We start from the raw sequence: 18,520 nt of genomic DNA on the forward strand, positions 1-18,520 counted from the left end.
CCTTAATCTCTACAAATGCGCGATGATCACTTCTCCAAACTCCGAACTAGAAACTTCGGTCGCGCCCTCCATCAAGCGGGCAAAGTCATAAGTAACTTTTTTGCTCTCAATGGCTTTTTGCATGCCTTTGACAATCAGATCGGCTGCCTCTACCCAGCCCATGTGGCGCAACATCATCTCCGCGCTTAAAATAATGGAGCCCGGATTGACCTTATTTTGCCCGGCGTATTTGGGGGCTGTGCCATGCGTGGCTTCAAACATGGCGACACTATCATTCATATTAGCCCCGGGGGCGATCCCAATCCCGCCCACCATCGCCGCAAGCGCGTCTGAAATGTAGTCTCCATTGAGATTCATCGTGGCGATCACATCGTATTCAGCCGGGCGCAGTAAAATTTGTTGCAAGAAAGCGTCCGCGATCATGTCTTTAATGACGATCTCCTTGCCCGTTTTGGGGTTTTTAAGGGTGCACCAAGGGCCTTTATCGAGCAATTTAGCCCCAAATTCTCTTTGGGCTAGGGCATAACCCCACTTCATAAACGCCCCTTCGGTGTATTTCATGATATTGCCCTTATGCACAAAGGTGAGGCTAGCGCGATCGTTGTCTAGGGTGTATTGGATCGCCTTGCGTACAAGCCTCTCTGTGCCCTCTAAACTGATGGGTTTGATCCCCACACTGCTGGTATTGGGGAAGCGGATTTTAGTAACTTTGAGCTCGTCTTGTAAAAACTTGATGAGCTTTTTAGCCTCAGCACTATCTTGATTAAACTCAATGCCCGCATAAATGTCTTCGCTATTTTCGCGAAAAATGACCATGTCCACCTTGCCGGGCTCCTTAACCGGGCTAGGGCTAGAATACCAACGCACAGGGCGCAAGCACACATAGAGATCCATTTTTTGGCGCAGGGCGACATTGAGCGATCGAAAGCCCTCGCCCACAGGAGTGGTTAGAGGGCCTTTGATAGAGACCTTAAAATGGTTGATCGCCTCAATGGTGTCGGGCAAGAGCCATTGCTCTTCAAGGCTGAGTTCAGAATGACTTTTAAATTTGTTAAAGCACTTCTCACCCACAAAGACCTCATACCATGCGATCTTCTTCTCTCCCTTATAAGCCTTTTGCACGGCCGCATCCACCACCTTGCGCATCACCGGGGTAATATCTACCCCAATGCCATCGCCTTCAATAAAGGGAATAATGGGGTGGCTTGGCACATGCAATTTGCCATTTTCATAGGTGATGGCTTGCCCCTCTGTGGGCAAAGACAAATACTTAGGGTTGTAAGACATAAGCGACTCCTATTAAATTGAGATAGGCCATTTTAGCATAAGGGGTTTAAAATTTTTAGTTAGGCTATTGGCAAAGATGAAGGAGAATTATGGCGCAATCTGAAATCGTTTTGGACTTGGAGGATTTGATGTCTAAAGGTTTTAAAAAAGCCCAAGCGATCATGGCTAAGGCCCCGGTAACTAGCTACGATCTCAATATCCTAGTGGCCGGGGGAACGGGGGTGGGCAAGAGTACACTCATCAATGCGGTCTTTGGAGAAGAGGTCGCCCCTACCGGGCAAGGAGAGCCTATCACACAAAAAATTGAGTGCTATAGCCAAAAGGGGTTGCAGATCTATGACACGAGGGGGCTTGAAATGAGAGATTTTTTTGCCACCAAAACCCAGATTCAAGATTTCTTACAGGAGAGACGAGGGGCCATGCTAGAGAATCAGATCCACATCGCTTGGCTGTGTATCCAAGAGCCCGGGCGGCGCGTGCAAGAGGGCGAAGAAGAGCTTTATACAATGCTCAAAGAGCATCAAATCCCAACCATCGTGGTGATCACCAAAGCCCAACAGGATAAGGACGACAAGGGAGAGAAGTTTTCTGAGATTGTGCGCGCTAAATTTCAAGTAGATGAGGCGCATTTTGCGCGCGTCAGAGCCCTAGAGATCGAAGATGATGAAGGCGATGTGAGAAAAGTTAGGGGGATTAAAGAGCTCATTGACAAATCGCGCGATCTGTTAGATGAGGCGCAAAAACTCGCCCTAGAGAGAAAACAGCAATACGATTTAGAGATGCAAGAAAGGGCTAAAGAGACATTGCGCCACAGACGCAAAGAGGAGGCGCATAACACGATTTTAGGCTATAGCACAGCCGCAGCGGCCATTGGAGCGACTCCCATCCCCTTTTCAGATTTTGCGTTGTTATTGCCCACCCAAATGGCGATGATCATTCATATTAGCAAGATTTACGACCTTGAGGTTTCTGAAGAAAACGCTCAAACTTTAGTCGCCACTTTTGCTAGCGTGTTGGGCACGGGTTTAGTGGCGCGTGCGTGCGCGGGAAGTTTGCTAAAGTTGATCCCGGGAGTGGGCAGTTTGGCAGGAGGGGCGATCAATGCGACCTTAGCCGGGTCGGTAACTGGATTGATAGGAAAGGCTTATATCGCTTACCTAGACGATCATTTTGAGGACTTGGGTCAGGCCATCAAAGTATTATGCGCTAAGATGTTTCAAAAATACCTAGAGATCGCCAAGGAGCTTAAATAAGAAGCCTTGCTTAACCTTTGGATGGGTATAATCTAAGACGCACTTATGAAAGGAACACATGTCTATCACACTCATTGATAATACCACCCAACAACATTATGAATTTGAGACGATTAAAGCCACGCGCGGGGCTGATGGCATAGACTTTTCCAAGCTTTATGAACGTACCGGGCTTCTTTCCTATGACCCGGGTTATGCTTCCACAGCCGGGTGTCAATCCACCATTAGCTATATTGACGGACAGAAAGGAGAGCTCTACTACAAGGGCTACCCCCTAGAAGATCTAGTCGCCAAGTACAAATACAGCGATGTGTGTAAACTCTTGCTCACGGATGAATTGCCCAGAAATGAAACAGAGTCTTTAGAATTTGAGCTAGAATTGCGCCATAGAAGTTTCATCCACGAAACCCTGCGCAATATGTTCCACGCTTTTCCTACCAACGCCCATCCTATGGCGAAACTGAGTAGCGGGGTTTCCATTCTCTCGACATTTTATTCCGATCATGGGGCGATGAAAAATGAAGAGGATTACCAAACAATGGCTAGGCGTATTGTGGCTAAAATGCCCACTTTAGCAGCCATTTGTTATCGTAATGAGATTGGCGCGCCCCTGATTTATCCAGATATAGCTAGAAGCTATATTGAAAATATCCTATTTATGTTGCGTGCCTATCCGCACGGGCGACTCAAGCGCGGGGTCCATGGCGAAGTAGAGATCACTCCTTTAGAAGTGGAGGCCTTTGATAAAATCTTGACTTTACATGCCGACCATGGTCAAAACGCCTCAGCTACCACCGTGCGCAATGTGGCTTCTACAGGTGTGCACCCCTATGCAGCTATTAGTGCTGGCATTAGCGCGCTATGGGGGCATTTGCATGGCGGAGCCAATGAAAAGGTCTTGATTCAATTAGAGGAAATTGGCGATGTTAAGAATGTGGATAAATACATCGCGCGTGTGAAAGACAAGAACGATCCCTTTAAGCTCATGGGTTTTGGGCATCGCGTCTATAAGAGTTATGATCCCCGGGCGCGGATTTTAAAGAAGCTCAAGGATGATTTACAAGCCCGGGGCATTAAAATGGACCCCCACCTAGATGAGATCGCCGCTAAGGTGGAGGAAGTGGCGCTTAAAGATGAGTATTTTGTCGCGCGCAATCTTTACCCCAATGTGGATTTTTATTCAGGTACGATTCTCACCGCCTTGAAAATCCCGGTGCGCTTTTTTACCCCCGTCTTTGTGATCGGCCGGACTGTGGGCTGGTGTGCGCAACTCTTAGAGCATGTCAAAAACACCCAAGCTAGGATCGCGCGCCCACGCCAGGTCTATGTAGGCAAATAGGGGGTTGCTATCCTATGGAGTCAGATTTTAGAGATTGACGCGCCTTAGAGCTAGGCCCTTGCCTTTTTGGGCAGTGCTGTTACTTTACAGCTTCATTTCCTTGTTTGTCTTCCACGTGCCCTTGCTACACTACATTTTAGAGCATGAGGGGGGGTGGGGGCTTGTGTTGAGTGTCGCCCTAGCCTATATTTGCACCACGAATATGTTATTGGTTTTATTGTCTCTGCCGGGCAATTTGTGTATGCAAATTGCGATGGCACTCTTAAGCCTAGGGAATGCCCTTGCCCTATACTACATTAACACGTACCACGTGTTTTTGACCAAGAGCATGATGGGCAATGTCCTACATACCAATGCCAGCGAAGTGAGCGCACTTATTGGGGGGCATTTGTGGCTATTTGCGTTGCTAGGGGTCGCCCTAGCGGTGCTATTTCTCATATTGCCCATGGCTAGGGCGCATTTAAGAGCAAAACTAGGCATTTTTCTAACTTCTGCGCTTATTTTTTTGGTCTGGAGTTTCACCCATACCAAGCAGTGGCTATTTTTAGATCACCATGCTAGATATATCGGGGGCTTAAGTTTACCCTATAGTTATAGTGTGAACGCTTTGAGAGTATTGCTGGCTTCATGGCATCAAAGTCCCCCTAAACTGTTTGATAATCTCTCTTTTAAAGCGCGCCGCACGATCGTGGTGCTAGCCATTGGGGAGAGTGCTAGACGGGCAAATTATGGTATCTATGGCTACGCTAGGGCCACCACACCCAAATTACAGGAGCGCTTGGACAAACAAGAAATTTTAGCGCTAAAAGCTACGTCCTGTGCCACCTACACCACCGCCGCGCTCTCTTGCATGTTGACGTGTAAACAGGGCTATGAAAACCTGCCCTCTTTCTTGCACAGACAGGGCGTAAAAGTGGTGTGGCTTAGTCTCAATGATGGGCAACCTTCCATGCACGTAGATTGGCATCCTGGTGAAAATACATGGAAACGCTGGCTTCAGGCTAAGGGGGTGGATGGACAAACTCTCGATTTTGACATGGCCCTAGCGCATGCTCTGCCCTTTGTCATACAGCGTTATGTGAATCACAATCTATTAGTGATCTTGCATCTTAAAGGCTCGCATGGCCCCTTGTATGTGGATAAAGTACCCAAGCATTTTGCTCCCTTCAAGCCCCTTTGCACCCATAGCGAACCCAATGCCTGCAGTGTGGAGAGTCTCATCAATGCCTATGACAATACCATCGCCTATAATGACATGGTGCTAGACGCGATTATTGACAATTTGCAACACATCCAAAACCCTGCCCTATTGCTCTATATGAGCGACCATGGCGAGAGTTTAGGCGAACATGGGCTCTATTTGCACGGCACGCCCTACTTGATCGCCCCAGATGTGCAAAAGCAAATCCCCTTTATTGTCTACGCTAACCCCATGTTCAAATCCACGCACCACTTCAAAGCCCCCTTGCAAGACTACGATCAACGCGTGATTTTCTCTAGTGTCTTGGGAGCGTTTGGGGCACAGGGGATGAGCGATGCCTACAACCCCCATTGGGATATTTTCCAATGAAAACTTTCAAAGCCCTTTATGCGCAAAGTTTCCCCAGACACCTTCCCTTTAAAACCCTTGGGCTTTTTTTTGTACTTTTCTTAGTGGGCGCGATCACCCCCTTTCCTAAAATTGCCAAACAAGCCCAAGTTCCCTTAGTCTTTGATGTGAGCGAACACTATGCCCGTTTTGTGCCCACTATCGCCTCTTTTGTCCTGCCCTTAGCAAAAAGAGATGTGGTGGGTTTGATTCAAATCGTGCATGTGAGCTTGGCCACCACGATCGCCACGCACTCGCTCAAATGGGGGCTTAATAATATGGTGATCTTTAATCGCCGTCTGGGCGAAAGACCCAATGGGAGTGCTAAAAACATGCCCAGTGGGCATTCTTCGATGATCGCCTGTGCCCTAGCTTTCTTAGTGCGCCGTTATGGCTGGGTGTGGTTGATCTTTGTACCCCTAGCCTTTCTCACAATGGGCGCGCGCATTTACTACAACGCCCACACCATCGGCGCACTCATCGCCGGATTTAGCCTGGGGGTGTTGTGCGCGCTATTTTTAACCAGCCGTTTTAAGTAGGTCTTTGATAAATCTCTGGGTGCGTGCTTTTAAAACGCCGATGAAACCAAAACCAGCTTTCTGGATGCGCTCTAATGATGTGTTCGCTCAAACTCGCTTGGGCTTGGGTGGCCTCTAAAATGTCCGCGTTGGCGTCTAGAGTGTTTTTAGCCCTAATGGGGGGGTAGTAGGTGGCGGTGTAATGGCTATAATCCTGATTGAAATCCACCACTACGGGCAAAATAGCGATGTTGTAACGGCGCGACAAAATGGAGGCGATGGTGGTGTGGGTGGCTTTTTGACCAAAAAACTCGACCTCAATCCCCTCTTTAGGCGAGATGTTCTGATCGACTAGGATTCCCACTAGACCCTTCCCCCGATTGTAAATCTTGAGCAATTCTTTAAAGGCCCCAACTTTATTGATGAATCGCACCCCAAAGGCCTCACGCCTTTTAATGAGCATGGCATTCACGGGGGCAAATTTGGTCAGTCGCCCCAAAGACCCCCTTTCTTGATCGCTATGGTATTGCGCCAAAGAAGTCCCAATGGCCTCCCAATACCCAAAGTGCATGCCCATCACCACCGCCTGTTTGTCCTTCTCTAACGCCTCTAATACATGGTGGCGATCCACGAGCTCAAAACGCGCGTCGTACTGCGCTTTGGGCAAGAACACCACCCGCATGCTCTCTAGCACAATGAAGGCCAAATTGTCATATCCCCGTCTGATAATGCGCTCTTTTTGGGCGCGATCCATCTGGGGGAACACAAAATCCAAATTTGCGCGCGCGTCCCAATAACGCCGCCGATCTAATTTAGCCATCACAAAACCCAGCGTCCGCACACAGGCCACAAACCCCTTATGGGGCATTTTAGCCAAGCCCCACCCCATAGCATTGCCTGCCCACTCCAACACCTTAGTACAAAAAAACTCCCATTCTCTGCGCACGCTCACCGCGCTTCTCCTAACACTTGTAAAATCGCCTGCGCCACTTGCTCAGGGGGGATTTTTTGGATAGAAAAATCTTGTTTGGAATAATTGGCCTGAGGATTGCCTGCAAGCGTGGCGTGAGCGCGCCCTTCTAGGCTAAAACGCGCAGGAGGCGTGTTGCCATAAAGGGTTACTGAGGGCACTTGGAGCGCCCAAGCCAAGTGCACAATGCCCGTATCCCCACCCACCACCACATCCACTAAAGAGAGCAGGGTTTTCACCTCTGCCAAATGCAAAGAGGGGAGCAAAATCGTGGGCATGTGCGATTTTAGATTCGTGTAAAGCATTTGTGCTTGCTCTAAGCGCGCATGCCATAGGAGTACAATTTCCACATCTCTATTTTGCAACAAATGCCCCACTTGTGCAAAACTCTGCCATGGGTACATCTTATTGGGCGTGGAAGCTTCTAGCACAAAGAGGACATGAGGGCGCGTGGGGACTAGCAGAGTTTCTAGCTTGGGGCAAGAGGGGAGATAGAAGGCCAAATGGCGTGCTTGTAAAACCCGATCCCATGTACACGATTGGAGCATGCTAAAACCACGCTCCAACACGGCTTGGTTGCGCTTGAGAATATGCGCGCTGTAGGGGATGTGGACTTTATGGCTATAAAAGAAGCTAGCAAGCCGTTCTCTAATGGAGAAAAAATCAAAACCCACAAAGGCTTTTTTGGGCAAAAAGACTCCAAAAAATGCGGATTTGAGCAAACCTTGCATGTCAATGAGCACATCAAAACTCTCTGTATGCCGCCCTAGATGGCGGAATAAGCGATAGATTCTAGAAGGGCTTTTGCTTTGCAAGGTGTACTTGTAGGGGATGATATGGAGATGATCGATGTAGGGGGAGTGTTCTAAGATGGGGGAAAATAGCGTGTCCACAAACCAGTGGATGCGCGCTTGGGGGTAGTGTTCTTTAAGGAAGGGTAAAAAAACCGCGCTCAAGATAATGTCCCCCATGGCCGAAAAGCGGATAATGGCGACATTCATAAAAATTCAATATCCAAAGCGATCGGGGTGTTCAATTTGGGAATCATTTCCTGACACAAGTAGAGTTCTTTGGTGCTTTTGATGAGGAGAGTCCTGCCCTTTAGGGTGTAGCTGATGTCTTTAGGTAGGCGTGTGGTACAAAGGGCCTCGGCCAGCCCCAAGATAAAACTCAACCACTGCAAGGTGAGAATAGGAGGCATGATCGCACTAATATGGGCGATATTGCTGTCCTTAGGGATTTTCTTCTGACTAAATTGCACCAGCAAACAGATAATGGCGCGATCTTGATGGGAAAACCCATAACTCAAAGCATTGAGAGCTAAATAGGCGGCATGTTTGTGTGCGCCATAGAAATTGAGCACTTTACCAATGCCAGAGAGTTGCCCGGCGATCTTGAGATGGTAGAGATATTCTGTAGAAATCCTATGCAAGGGGGCAAGTGTATCAAAGAGCTTAACACACACCCGTTTGACTTCTTGGCTGTGCTGGGCATGGGGCAAAAAGCGATCTAGTAAAGAGAGAATAGAGGGGTTGACCCCTTTAGGAAAGCTGTGCTTGTGATTTCTGAGCATATCGCTTAAAAACACGCCTTCGCGTACCCCTACCCCACTTGCGACAATTTTCTCTGGCTTAAAGTGTTTCAACAATGCCCAAAGAATCAACGCTCCGCCGCGGATACTATCTTGGCGATCCGCACCCACCCCTAGTACCTCTAGGCGTGCTTCTGAGCTTTGGGCAATCTCGTGGATAAAATCCATGTGTTCTGCCACATCCATTTCATAGCCATGCACCACTTCAATGGGGTAATTATTGCGCTTAATGGCGAGTCGGGCGATCGCGCGGTTCGTTCCGCCCACCCCAAAGACCTGCACGCTTTGGTAATGCGCGGGGATTTTGCTCAACTCCTTGCTGATAAAATCCAACGCACTTTGTAAGGGGGCATCTTTGTCATAGAAAAGTTCTTTAAGGCGGATGGTACCCAAGTCCAAAGAGAGCAGGTCTACAATCTTGCCCTCTTTGATCAAGGCGCATTCTGTGCTCCCCCCCCCAATGTCAATGGTGATCCCCTCCCTGTGGTGTAACAAGTTCGCACACGCTACCCCGCCATAAAAGGCCTCTTTGATCCCATCGATGACTCGAACGCGCAGCCCACACTCCTTGCGCACTAACGCGACAAATTCTTGGGCATTGGGCGCGTCCCGCACCGCGCTTGTCGCCACACAAAGTAACTTTTTGCTCTTGTATTTTTGGGCAATCTCTTTAAACTCTATGAGGGCTTTGAGCGCGCGCTTGATGGGCGCTTTTTGCAACACCCCCCCATGCTCATAAGTGCCCTGAGAAATGCGCACTTTGGATTTGATCTCATAGAGCAAGTAAAACCCAAACTGGCTGGTCTTTTTGAAGATGGCCATGCGCATAGAGTTAGACCCTATGTCGATGACAGCAGTAACTTTTGCCATTAGTTGTCGTAACTTTGCAGCACTTGGTACTTGTCGTGAAGTTCCTCAGGGCTTTCAGCATTATTGGGGTCTGGCACAATGGCATCCACCGGGCACACACTCACGCAACTAGGCTCATCGCTATAACCCACACACTCGGTACAACGATCGGGATCAATGCTATAGATTGGATCGTTTTCATCAATGGCTTCGGTGGGACACTCTTCGCGACATGCGTCACAGGCGATGCATTCTTGGCTAACTAACAAAGACACGCTTGACCTTTCTTAATGAGAGATTTAAAGGCGTTCATCATAGCAAAGCAAACTTAATAGAGCACTAAAAAGCTGGCTTGACAAATGTTTAAAAAAATGTGTATAATGGGCCTTTTTATTCCAGATTAGCTCAGCGGTAGAGTAGGCGGCTGTTAACCGCTTGGTCGTAGGTTCGAATCCTACATCTGGAGCCATCTCTTCCATAGTTTTCAGTTCATTTTGTTCGTTTTGTTCTGTGTTTTTCTTTTTTGTTTACTTCGGCGTGGTTTTAGCCGATATAGCCAAAACGCAGATTGGCAAGTTGTAAGAGTGGAACGCTCTTAGCTTGCCTGTCGGTGTTTTAAATTTTTAACAAGGAGTTTTCGTGGCTTTTAAGATCAAAGCAAAGAGTTTGGTGCTTTCGGCATTGGTGGCGATGGGCGCGACACAAATGGCGCAGGCAGAAAAAAATGGTTTCTTCATGGGGCTTGGATACCAGCAAGGTAAGGCAGGTTCTGGGGGGTATAAGACAGCCTTGACGAGCGGGTTTCCCCTCTATGGTTTGGGCTTGCAATTAGGAGGCGTTGGGTTTGTCAATAAATGGTTTGGCGGGCAGGTTTATGGCTTCTTTGATTGGAACAATAGCAACCGATGGGGGCCCACTAATAGCGACAAATGGAATGTCTACACCTATGGCGGGGCTGCGGACGCGATTGTGAACCTCATCGCAACCGAACCCTTTGCCTTTGGCTTGGTGGGGGGTATCCAGTTAGCCGGTAACACATGGAATTATAGCAACTTCTCTCACACCGGCTTTCAATTCCTCTTTAATGCGGGTGGCAGGGTGCGCATTATGGAACACTCCGCTATTGAAGCGGGGATCAAATTCCCCATGATCCCCCAAAAACTTGCCGTAGGCATTAGCGACATGCGCCGCTATGTGTGGTATGTCAATTATGTCTTCACTTTCTAGGTGAGAGGGGGGTTTTAGGCCCCTACCACTCCCAGCCCCCGCCTAAGCGTACAGCTAGGTAGTTGGGGATTTTGACCCCATTAAAAGCGGTTGTTTGCAGCCCTGATTGTACAGAAATGTCCAAGACTTTAAAAAAGCGAATGCCTCCTGTGAGAATCACGCCTTGATGCAGGCTATTTTGAGCGATATTGCCCATCGCCCCAAATTTAAGCGCGATCCACTTGAAATGCGTCATGATCCCCCCGCCCGTCATTTGGCTATCTTTACCCAACATCAATGTTCTATTGGAAGTCAGATCTAAATCCCAAGCCAAACTGAGCCATTTCCAGCGATAGCCCAAGCCCATGCGCACCTGTGGGTTAATGCGCAGGTCATAACCATCACTATAGCGGATTTTAGGCGCGTTGAGGTATTTGCCCACTAGCCCCACACTAAAGCCTTTGATACGATAAGCAAGCCCTAAATCCAAGCCAAAATGGCTTTGACGCACTAAACTATCGTTATTAAAAGAAAGCAAGTCGTTACGGCCAATGCTATTGATCAAACCATCTAAATTCCCCTGCATAGAAAATCCATAGCTCACGCTATAGATGTACCTAAAATCCACCCCTGCAGAGAGTTTGCCAAATTTCTTAAAATCAAAACCCCTCGCGTAACCCACAGGCACACTCCCCAACACCAACGCGCGCACCCCAGCGGCATGCGTGGCGTTGGGCGATAACATGGAGGTGTTTTCAAAAGTCGCTTTGGACACTATGGAGAGCCCAAGGCTATCTGGGCTAGGATTCATTTTGATATAGGCGGGTATGCCAAATGTATGTCCATCCACAATGAGCTGGTTGTAATGTGGGTCTAGCAACGCGCTTGCGCCCGCAAACGCGTTAGCAAACAAGCCCACCCCAAAAGTACCAATCCCGCCTTTTACTTTGGTTTTGGGGTGGATTTGCACCACTAACCCATTTTGGGTGCGCAAGGACACCCCATTGAGTTTTAGCAAATTCAAAGCGGAATTGGCCAAGCCAATCACATTTTGAATCGCCGGGCTGGTGCGTCCAGAAAGGCTAACATGGCTGCCTATAGGGATATTTGGCATGTGAGATAGGCGCGATCCAATCAAGTCTTCTAGACCCAAACTATCCAAATTCTGCTCTGAAGAATCATCAAGCATGCGCATGGCTTGAGACGCAAAGGGGAGAATATTTTTAGAGCTCACCCCCACTCCAAAGCTATAAGCAAATTTTGTCCGCGCATCCATATCCAAGAGAGCGGGGTTGTAGTAAAGCCCCCAAGAAGAGTCCTCTAGCGCGACCCCAGCCCCCCCCATAGCAAAGCTGGTATTCCCCATGCTCCCAAATTCTAAGGCCCCCAAACTCCCACAAATAAGCGTGCACAGCCCTATGGCGCGCGTCTGTTTACCAAACATTTATAATCCTTAATCTATGATTTTTGTATTAAAGCACAAAAACACCCATGATCAACTTAAAAGGCGCGCGCTATGCTGTGGGGAGGGTGTTTAAAAAGGTCTTTCGAACACATAAATTTTAGAAATGATTCCCATCGTTATACTTAATATGATTCTTATAATTGTTCTTATATAATCCGTTCCTATTTTCTTTGAAGGGACTCAAAATGAGAAAAGCCATGGTTGTACTTTGGGGGAGTTGTTTGGCAGTCCATAGCCTACAGGGGGTGAAAACCCACCGCCTGCAAAGAGTGGAAACCACGGGAAGTGCGCTTAATGAAGAGGCCCCCAAGAGTTGGCGTAGCCCTGAGGTGAAAAATTATTTGGGCAGCCAAACCGTCATCTCACACAAGCAACTTACCCAACAAGCTAACCAAAGCATTGAAGAAGCCTTGCAAAATGTCCCCGGGGTGCATATCCGCAACGCCACCGGGGTGGGTGCCGTGCCCAGCTTCTCGGTGCGCGGGTTTGGAGGCGGGGGCTCGGGGCATAGCAATACTGGGATGATCTTGGTTAATGGGATTCCAGTATATGTCGCTCCCTATGTGGATATTGGCATGCCCATTTTCCCGGTAACCTTCCAATCTGTCGATCGTATTAGCGTGATCAAGGGCGGGGAGAGTGTACAATATGGGCCCAATGCCTTTGGGGGAGTGATCAACATCACCACAAAGGATATTCCTAATAAGTGGGAAAACCAAGTGGCCGAACGCATGACCGCTTGGGGGCGCGCCAATGGAAACTTTGTGGGGCCAACCAGCAAGGGAGAATCCTTCATTAAAACCCTAGCCAATAACTTTTTATTCAACTCCTATTTGAAAAGTGGGGGGATGATCAACAAACATTTTGGAGTACAGGCCCAAGCTAACTACATCACAGGACAGGGGTTTCGCGCCAATAGCCCGACTAATATCCAAAACTACCTTTTAGACGCGCTCTATCAGATCAATGAAAACCATAAGATCACGGCCTATTACCAATATTACAAGTTTTTCCTCACCGATCCGGGCTCTTTGGGCGTGCAGGCCTATGAACAAAACCGCTTTCAAAATAACCGCCCCAAAAATGATAAGAGCGGCAAAGCGATGCGCTGGGGGGCGGTGTATCAAACCTTTTTTGGGGACACCTCTAAAATCGGTGGGGATTTCACGCTGACCTACTATGGGCATGACATGAGTCGAGATTTCCAATTTGATTCTAATTTTCTCAATGTCAACACCAACCCCCAATTAGGTCCGGTTTACACTAACCAAAACTACAAAGGGTACATCATTGGCGATCACCCCCGCCATTACTTTATCAACGCCATCGAGCCTAACGTTAATGTGGTCTTTAACACCAAGCACACTAAACACACCCTTAAAGTTGGCATGCGCTATATGTCTAGCAATATGTGGTTTAGGTTCTTGGAAAATAAATGCCTGTCTGTGAATGATGGCACTTGCCAAATGTCTGGGTTCTTATATGACAAAAAGGCAAGCCAGAATTTGGAGATGTTTAACAATTATGTTGTGTTTTACATGAGCCATAAATGGGAATTTTTGCAAGGTAAATTGGTGATAACCCCCGGGTTTCGCTACACTTTCTTAGATTATAAAAAAGTGTTACCTGAAAATGTCAACTCGTCTAGTGGTGATTTCACCCTTTCCAAGAGCATTAAAAAGACGGATAACCAATGGAGTCCGGCCTTTAATTTGGGGTATAAACCTTTGAAAGATTGGGTGATGTATTTCAACTACCGCCGTAGTTTTATCCCCCCTCAAGCCAAATCCGTCAGCATCTTTTCCACTAATTACAACCAAATCTTTAACGAGTTTGAAGTGGGATCACGCTACTCCTACAAAGATCTGTTGAGTTTTAACGCCAACTACTTTGTCATCTTAGCCCACCACTACTATAGCGGAGGGTATGGGAGCAATAGCTTGGACATCGATGCCAAGAGTCAGGGTGTGGAGTTGGAGCTTTACTATGCTCCTATTAGAGGCTTGCAGTTCCACGTGGCTTACACATACATTGACGCGCGCATCACCAATAATGCCCAAGACAACCCAAGCTATTTTGAAGGGATTGTCAACCAGCCCTTTAATCTCAAGGGTAAGAGACTCCCCTATGTGAGCCCTAACCAATTCATCTTAGATATGATGTACACCTACAAGAAAACTACATTTGGCTTGAGCAGTTATTTTTACAGCCGCGCCTACTCGTCCGTGCTCAACCAAGCCACGCCCAAAACCGCCTGCTTTTATTTTGGTTACAGTATTGATGGGGCGACCTATGGTTGTAATAGCGTGGGGCTCTTGCCATGGTATTGGGTGTGGAATTTGCAGGTAAGCCAAGTGCTTTGGCAGGGTGGACGGCACAAGGTCATGGGGAGTTTGCAGGTTAATAATATCTTTGATATGAAATACTACTTTAGAGGTATTGGGACCAGCCCCACGGGCAGAGAGCCCGGCCCGGGGCGATCGGTTACAGCCTACGTTAGCTACGAATTTTAATGTGGCAACAAGAGTACGTCTACACTCTCTTGAACCTCCAGCACACCAGGGGGAATCAAGGCTAGGGCGTTGCATGCCCCCAACGCATCAATGGCTCCCGAACCATAGCGGTTATGCCGGTAGGGGGTAAACGCCCCCTGTGCTATGCGTCCTAACACCAAATGCAAGCGTTGCCCTTTGAAAAATAAAGGTTCACTTAAGGGTACACGCAGGGTTTCTAATTTCTCTTTAGAGCCGGCCAATTTTTCCAACATGGGTAATACTAAGACCAAACAAGTGAGCATACAGCTCACCGGATTACCCGGCATGCCAAAGACAAAGGTAGGGCGGGGGGAATGGGGAAAACTCGCTAGCATGATGGGCTTGCCCGGCTTAAGATGGACTCCATGGTAGTGGATCGTTGCGCCCTGTTGTAGCAGCGCGTCTTGGAAATAATCCTTATCCCCTGCGCTCACCCCTGCGCTGCTCACCACTACATCATAATCCCCCCATGTTTGCATGGCTTCCTGCTGGCAGCGTAAATCATCGCCCAGTTTGCCCACATGGACAGCGTCATATCCATAACTTTTCAAAAGCGCAACCAACATGGGCGCGTTGCTGTCATAGACTTGGTGGGCTTGTGCGGGTGTGCCTAAAGGAATGACTTCATCACCACTACTAAAAATTGCGATGTGGAGGCGTTTGAAAACTAGGACATGCGTAATACCTTGAGAAGCCAACAAGGCAATCGTACCTGCGTGGATTCTTTCCCCCGCATGCGCGATAAGCTCGTCTCTTTGGATGTCCTCACCCACAAAGCGGATATTAGCTCCCGGCTTAAATTCTTTAGCGGGGGCTTGGGCTTGGCTTTTGTGGTAAAAATCCATCTCTTCAAAGGGCACGATGATTTCCACCCCCTCAGGCACCAGCGCGCCGGTCATGATCTTCACACAAGTCCCACAAGAGATGTTAATCCCCTCAGCACTCTGCCCGGCATAAAGGGTGTGGGTGATTTCTAATGGTTTGCCCACATCTTCTAAGCGCAAGCCAAAGCCATCCATTGCAGAATTGGTCGCTTTGGGGAGGGGGTCGAGCGCGCGCACACTCTTGGCCAAGATTCGCCCCATGGCTTCTCCTAGGGGGATTTCTTGTGTCTGGGGCGTGTGTGCCACAAGAGCTAAGCTCAATTCTAGTGCGTCCTTATAGTCCAGTAGAGGGGTTTTCATCACATGTCCTTTAAAAGAATTTAGAGAGCAGATGGAAAGCATCCAAGAGTTGATCCTTAAAGCGGTGCATCATCGCGCTCAAGACCATGATGAGCCCAAGCAAGGCGATGGCGATCTTTAAAGGGAAGCCGATGGCTAGGAGATTAAATTGAGGATGGGTTTTCATGATCATGCCAAAGACAATATCGCTCAACATGATTAAGGCGAGTATGGGAAAGGCAATACTAAAGCCAATGCTAAACAGATACCCAAAGGCTTGCACACTGGCTTGCACAACATGCTCTGAAAGTACAAAACTGCCCAAGGGCACTTTTTCTAAGCTGTGTTGTACCCATAGGATGATGAGATGGTGCATAGATGTTTGTAGCATGATCAAGATTGCCAATAGCAAGACCACTTGCCCCACAATCGCTTTTTGCGCCCCGGAGATAGGATCGTAAGCACTGGCCATCGTCAAACCCATAGAAAAGCTAATCGTGTCGGTGGCAAAAGCCAAAGTACTAAAGACAACATGCAAAAAGAAAGAGGCGCATAGACCCAGCAGAAGTTCAGAGAGTAGGGCGATTAAAAAATCCTCTGCGTTTAAATTGAGAGGGGCGGTGGGGATGGTGGGGTAAAAGAGCAAAGCTAGAAAGAAGCCCAACGCCCCCCGCACAGACACCGGGACCAAATTATTATCAAAAAAAGGGAAAAATGCCATCACACCCGCCAAGCGCATGAAGAGCAACCAAAAGCCCATAATATTTTGGGCCTGCATCCACACCAGCCAATCTAACATGGAGTCATTATAGTGTAAGAATTTTAATTATGAGGCGCGCAGGGCTTGCAGGGCTTGCGCGGGGTTGGCATGCGTGAAAAGATAATGCCCTACTACCAATAAATTAGCCCCACAGGCGCGCAACAAGGGCGCGTTGTGCGCGTTAACACCCCCATCCACTTCTAAAGCACCTTGAAAGTGAGGAAAACGTTTTCGGAAAGCCCTGATCTTTTCAAACGTAAAGGGGATAAAACTCTGCCCGCCAAAACCCGGATTCACACTCATCAACAAGACCAAATCTAAATCTTGAATGATATAATCTAGTCCACACAAAGGCGTGGCCGGATTCAAACTCACCCCAGCTTTGATCCCCAAGCTCTTGATATAATGCACGCTCCTGTGCAGGTGAGAGGTACTCTCCACATGCAAGGTGATGAAGGCAGGTTGCAAATCTTTGTACAAATCCACGAAAAACAAGGGGTCTTCTACCATGAGATGGACATCTAAAGGGGTGTCAAAGTGCGCGTTTAAATTTTTGAGCACACAGGGACCAAAGGTGAGGTTGGGGACAAAATGCCCGTCCATCACATCTACATGGAAAAAATCCACCCCCGCAACATTCTCTAAACTGGCTTTGAGATTTACAAAATCGGCACTCAGAAGACTAGCGGCAATTTGCATGCAGACCCTTGAAGCTGGTGGATTCTGTAGGACTTGAACCTACGACCAATCGGTTATGAGCCGAGTGCTCTAACCAGCTGAGCTAAGAATCCCTTTTTTCTAGCGGGGCGATTATAGCCAAAACCAAATTTAAAAGCAAGTAGATTCTCAAAGATTCCAAATAATGCGATAAAAGTGATGAAGCTACTCCCTCCATAACTGAGCAAGGGTAGGGGTAAACCCACTACAGGCGCTAGCCCCAAAGTCATAGCAACATTGACACTCGTGTAAATAAAGATCAAAATAGCGATTCCGGCTGTGATCGCCTGTAGAAAATGATCGCTAGGATCGCTTCTAAAATAGGCCAAAAAGTGCATCACAAAGCCCATATAAAAACTCAACAAGATAAACGCCCCAAAGAATCCAAAGCGTTCCACAAAGTAGGCAAAGATGAAATCACTCGTGGCAATGGGCAAGAATTTTAGCTTCGCTTGGGTAGATTCCTCTTTAGACTTACCCCAAAACCCCCCAGAACCAATGGCAATAATGGATTGGCGCACGTGGTAATTAGGCTTTTCAGCAATGAAATCGTGGATGCGTTTTTTTTGATAATCGTGTAAAGAGCTGTAGATAAGTGGGGAGGCGATGGCGAAGGCTAACCCTAGGGTGATCCAAATCTTTGGGTGCACACCCACCAAAAAGAGAACTCCATAACCCATGATCAAAATGACTAGAGCCGTGCCCAAGTCGGGTTGCGCTAGGATGAGCAAGCAGGGAATCACGATGTAAATGCTGAATTTACCAAAGGCTTTCCAGCCATAACCCCCATTAGGTACAGGATTGACACGAATCAGATGTGCCAATAGAAGCAAAATGGCAATCTTAACAGGTTCACTAGGCTGGAAAGAAATGGAAGTCCCTGGGATCGCCAACCAGCGTTGCGCACCCAACTTGCTTGTACCCACCATGTTCACTAAGGCCAATAAAAACACACAAATCCAGTAAAAAAAATGGAAGCTGCGATCTAAACGTCTAAAAGGGATGAAAAAGGCCACCCAAAACACCCCAAAGGCGATGGCAAAATACAGCCCTTGTTTAAAACTCAAAGCAGCGTTGGCCTCGTGGATCAAAAAGGCAGACAGAGCCATCAGGGGTAAGAGAAAGAAAAGCAATAAGAAGTCAAAATGCGTAAGAACGCGCCGATCCAACATACTTAGCATGTGCGTAGGATAACACAAAAACTCTTGAATTCCTCCTAATGCGTTTTCAAGGCGCATTAAAGCCCTCTTTGATAGTATTTTCTGCAAGATGCGGTGATT

16 protein-coding genes and 2 tRNA genes are annotated in these 18,520 nt (G+C 47.9%); 7 read left to right on the forward strand and 11 right to left on the reverse strand.

The features are described from left to right. Positions 1–9 precede the first annotated feature (9 nt). Positions 10–1,287, reverse strand: coding sequence for an isocitrate dehydrogenase (NADP(+)) (gene icd, locus EAO38_RS05550; RefSeq protein ID WP_121021893.1), 1,278 nt, complete (start codon positions 1,285–1,287; stop codon positions 10–12). An 89-nt stretch (positions 1,288–1,376) separates the two neighbouring features. Between icd and EAO38_RS05555 the strand changes: the two genes are divergently transcribed. Genes EAO38_RS05555 through lpxE form a run of 4 tightly spaced genes read left to right on the forward strand, consistent with a single transcriptional unit; the run spans position 1,377 to position 6,006 of the window. Further along, positions 1,377–2,540, forward strand: coding sequence for a YcjF family protein (locus EAO38_RS05555; protein ID WP_121021895.1), 1,164 nt, complete (start codon positions 1,377–1,379; stop codon positions 2,538–2,540). A 58-nt stretch (positions 2,541–2,598) separates the two neighbouring features. Continuing rightward, positions 2,599–3,879: a citrate synthase gene (locus EAO38_RS05560; protein WP_121021897.1), complete on the forward strand. Its 1,281-nt coding sequence runs from the start codon at positions 2,599–2,601 to the stop codon at positions 3,877–3,879. Positions 3,880–3,937: 58 nt separating this feature from the next. Continuing rightward, positions 3,938–5,449: a sulfatase-like hydrolase/transferase gene (locus EAO38_RS05565; protein ID WP_235852533.1), complete on the forward strand. Its 1,512-nt coding sequence runs from the start codon at positions 3,938–3,940 to the stop codon at positions 5,447–5,449. Continuing rightward, positions 5,446–6,006: a lipid A 1-phosphatase LpxE gene (gene lpxE / locus EAO38_RS05570; RefSeq protein WP_121021899.1), complete on the forward strand. Its 561-nt coding sequence runs from the start codon at positions 5,446–5,448 to the stop codon at positions 6,004–6,006. The genes EAO38_RS05565 and lpxE overlap by 4 nt, the downstream gene beginning before the upstream one ends. Here lpxE and EAO38_RS05575 read toward each other — a convergent pair. Genes EAO38_RS05575 through EAO38_RS05590 form a run of 4 tightly spaced genes read right to left on the reverse strand, consistent with a single transcriptional unit; the run spans position 5,999 to position 9,670 of the window. Continuing rightward, the gene (locus EAO38_RS05575) at positions 5,999–6,937 is read right to left on the reverse strand and encodes a lipid A biosynthesis lauroyl acyltransferase (RefSeq protein ID WP_121021901.1); all 939 of its coding nucleotides are present in this window, start codon (positions 6,935–6,937) and stop codon (positions 5,999–6,001) included. The genes lpxE and EAO38_RS05575 overlap by 8 nt on opposite strands. After that, positions 6,934–7,956, reverse strand: coding sequence for a lipopolysaccharide heptosyltransferase I (gene waaC, locus EAO38_RS05580; protein WP_121021903.1), 1,023 nt, complete (start codon positions 7,954–7,956; stop codon positions 6,934–6,936). Before waaC ends, EAO38_RS05575 begins: the two co-directional genes overlap by 4 nt. Continuing rightward, a complete protein-coding gene (locus EAO38_RS05585; RefSeq protein ID WP_121021905.1) occupies positions 7,953–9,416 on the reverse strand; it encodes a Ppx/GppA phosphatase family protein in 1,464 nt (487 codons plus the stop codon). Before EAO38_RS05585 ends, waaC begins: the two co-directional genes overlap by 4 nt. Further along, the gene (locus EAO38_RS05590) at positions 9,416–9,670 is read right to left on the reverse strand and encodes a YfhL family 4Fe-4S dicluster ferredoxin (protein WP_121021907.1); all 255 of its coding nucleotides are present in this window, start codon (positions 9,668–9,670) and stop codon (positions 9,416–9,418) included. The genes EAO38_RS05585 and EAO38_RS05590 overlap by 1 nt, the downstream gene beginning before the upstream one ends. A gap of 119 nt (positions 9,671–9,789) precedes the next feature. Here EAO38_RS05590 and EAO38_RS05595 point away from each other — a divergent pair. Continuing rightward, positions 9,790–9,864, forward strand: a tRNA-Asn gene (locus EAO38_RS05595). A gap of 170 nt (positions 9,865–10,034) precedes the next feature. Further along, the gene (locus tag EAO38_RS05600) at positions 10,035–10,622 is read left to right on the forward strand and encodes an outer membrane protein (protein ID WP_121021909.1); all 588 of its coding nucleotides are present in this window, start codon (positions 10,035–10,037) and stop codon (positions 10,620–10,622) included. A gap of 22 nt (positions 10,623–10,644) precedes the next feature. Here EAO38_RS05600 and traF read toward each other — a convergent pair whose 3' ends face one another. Next, positions 10,645–12,045, reverse strand: a complete 1,401-nt coding sequence (gene traF / locus EAO38_RS05605) for a conjugal transfer protein TraF (protein WP_121021911.1) — start codon at positions 12,043–12,045, stop codon at positions 10,645–10,647. Between the two features lie 218 nt (positions 12,046–12,263). Between traF and EAO38_RS05610 the strand changes: the two genes are divergently transcribed. After that, entirely contained in the window at positions 12,264–14,579 is a 2,316-nt protein-coding gene (locus EAO38_RS05610) for a TonB-dependent receptor family protein (RefSeq protein ID WP_407927425.1), read from the forward strand. Here EAO38_RS05610 and EAO38_RS05615 read toward each other — a convergent pair. From EAO38_RS05615 to EAO38_RS05635, 5 genes are all read right to left on the reverse strand, one after another. Next, the gene (locus EAO38_RS05615; RefSeq protein WP_121021915.1) at positions 14,576–15,784 is read right to left on the reverse strand and encodes a molybdopterin molybdotransferase MoeA; all 1,209 of its coding nucleotides are present in this window, start codon (positions 15,782–15,784) and stop codon (positions 14,576–14,578) included. The two genes, EAO38_RS05610 and EAO38_RS05615, sit on opposite strands and share 4 nt — an antisense overlap. Positions 15,785–15,794: 10 nt before the next feature. After that, positions 15,795–16,562, reverse strand: coding sequence for a flagellar biosynthetic protein FliR (gene fliR, locus EAO38_RS05620; RefSeq protein ID WP_121021917.1), 768 nt, complete (start codon positions 16,560–16,562; stop codon positions 15,795–15,797). A 27-nt stretch (positions 16,563–16,589) separates the two neighbouring features. Next, entirely contained in the window at positions 16,590–17,222 is a 633-nt protein-coding gene (gene rpe / locus EAO38_RS05625; RefSeq protein WP_121021919.1) for a ribulose-phosphate 3-epimerase, read from the reverse strand. A 15-nt stretch (positions 17,223–17,237) separates the two neighbouring features. Beyond that, positions 17,238–17,314: transfer RNA gene (locus EAO38_RS05630), tRNA-Ile, on the reverse strand. After that, the gene (locus EAO38_RS05635; RefSeq protein WP_162982696.1) at positions 17,276–18,412 is read right to left on the reverse strand and encodes an FtsW/RodA/SpoVE family cell cycle protein; all 1,137 of its coding nucleotides are present in this window, start codon (positions 18,410–18,412) and stop codon (positions 17,276–17,278) included. Before EAO38_RS05635 ends, EAO38_RS05630 begins: the two co-directional genes overlap by 39 nt. Between the last annotated feature and the right edge of the window lie 108 nt (positions 18,413–18,520).

Origin of the sequence: Helicobacter vulpis, assembly GCF_003660395.1 — a bacterium.
Taxonomy (GTDB): domain Bacteria; phylum Campylobacterota; class Campylobacteria; order Campylobacterales; family Helicobacteraceae; genus Helicobacter; species Helicobacter vulpis.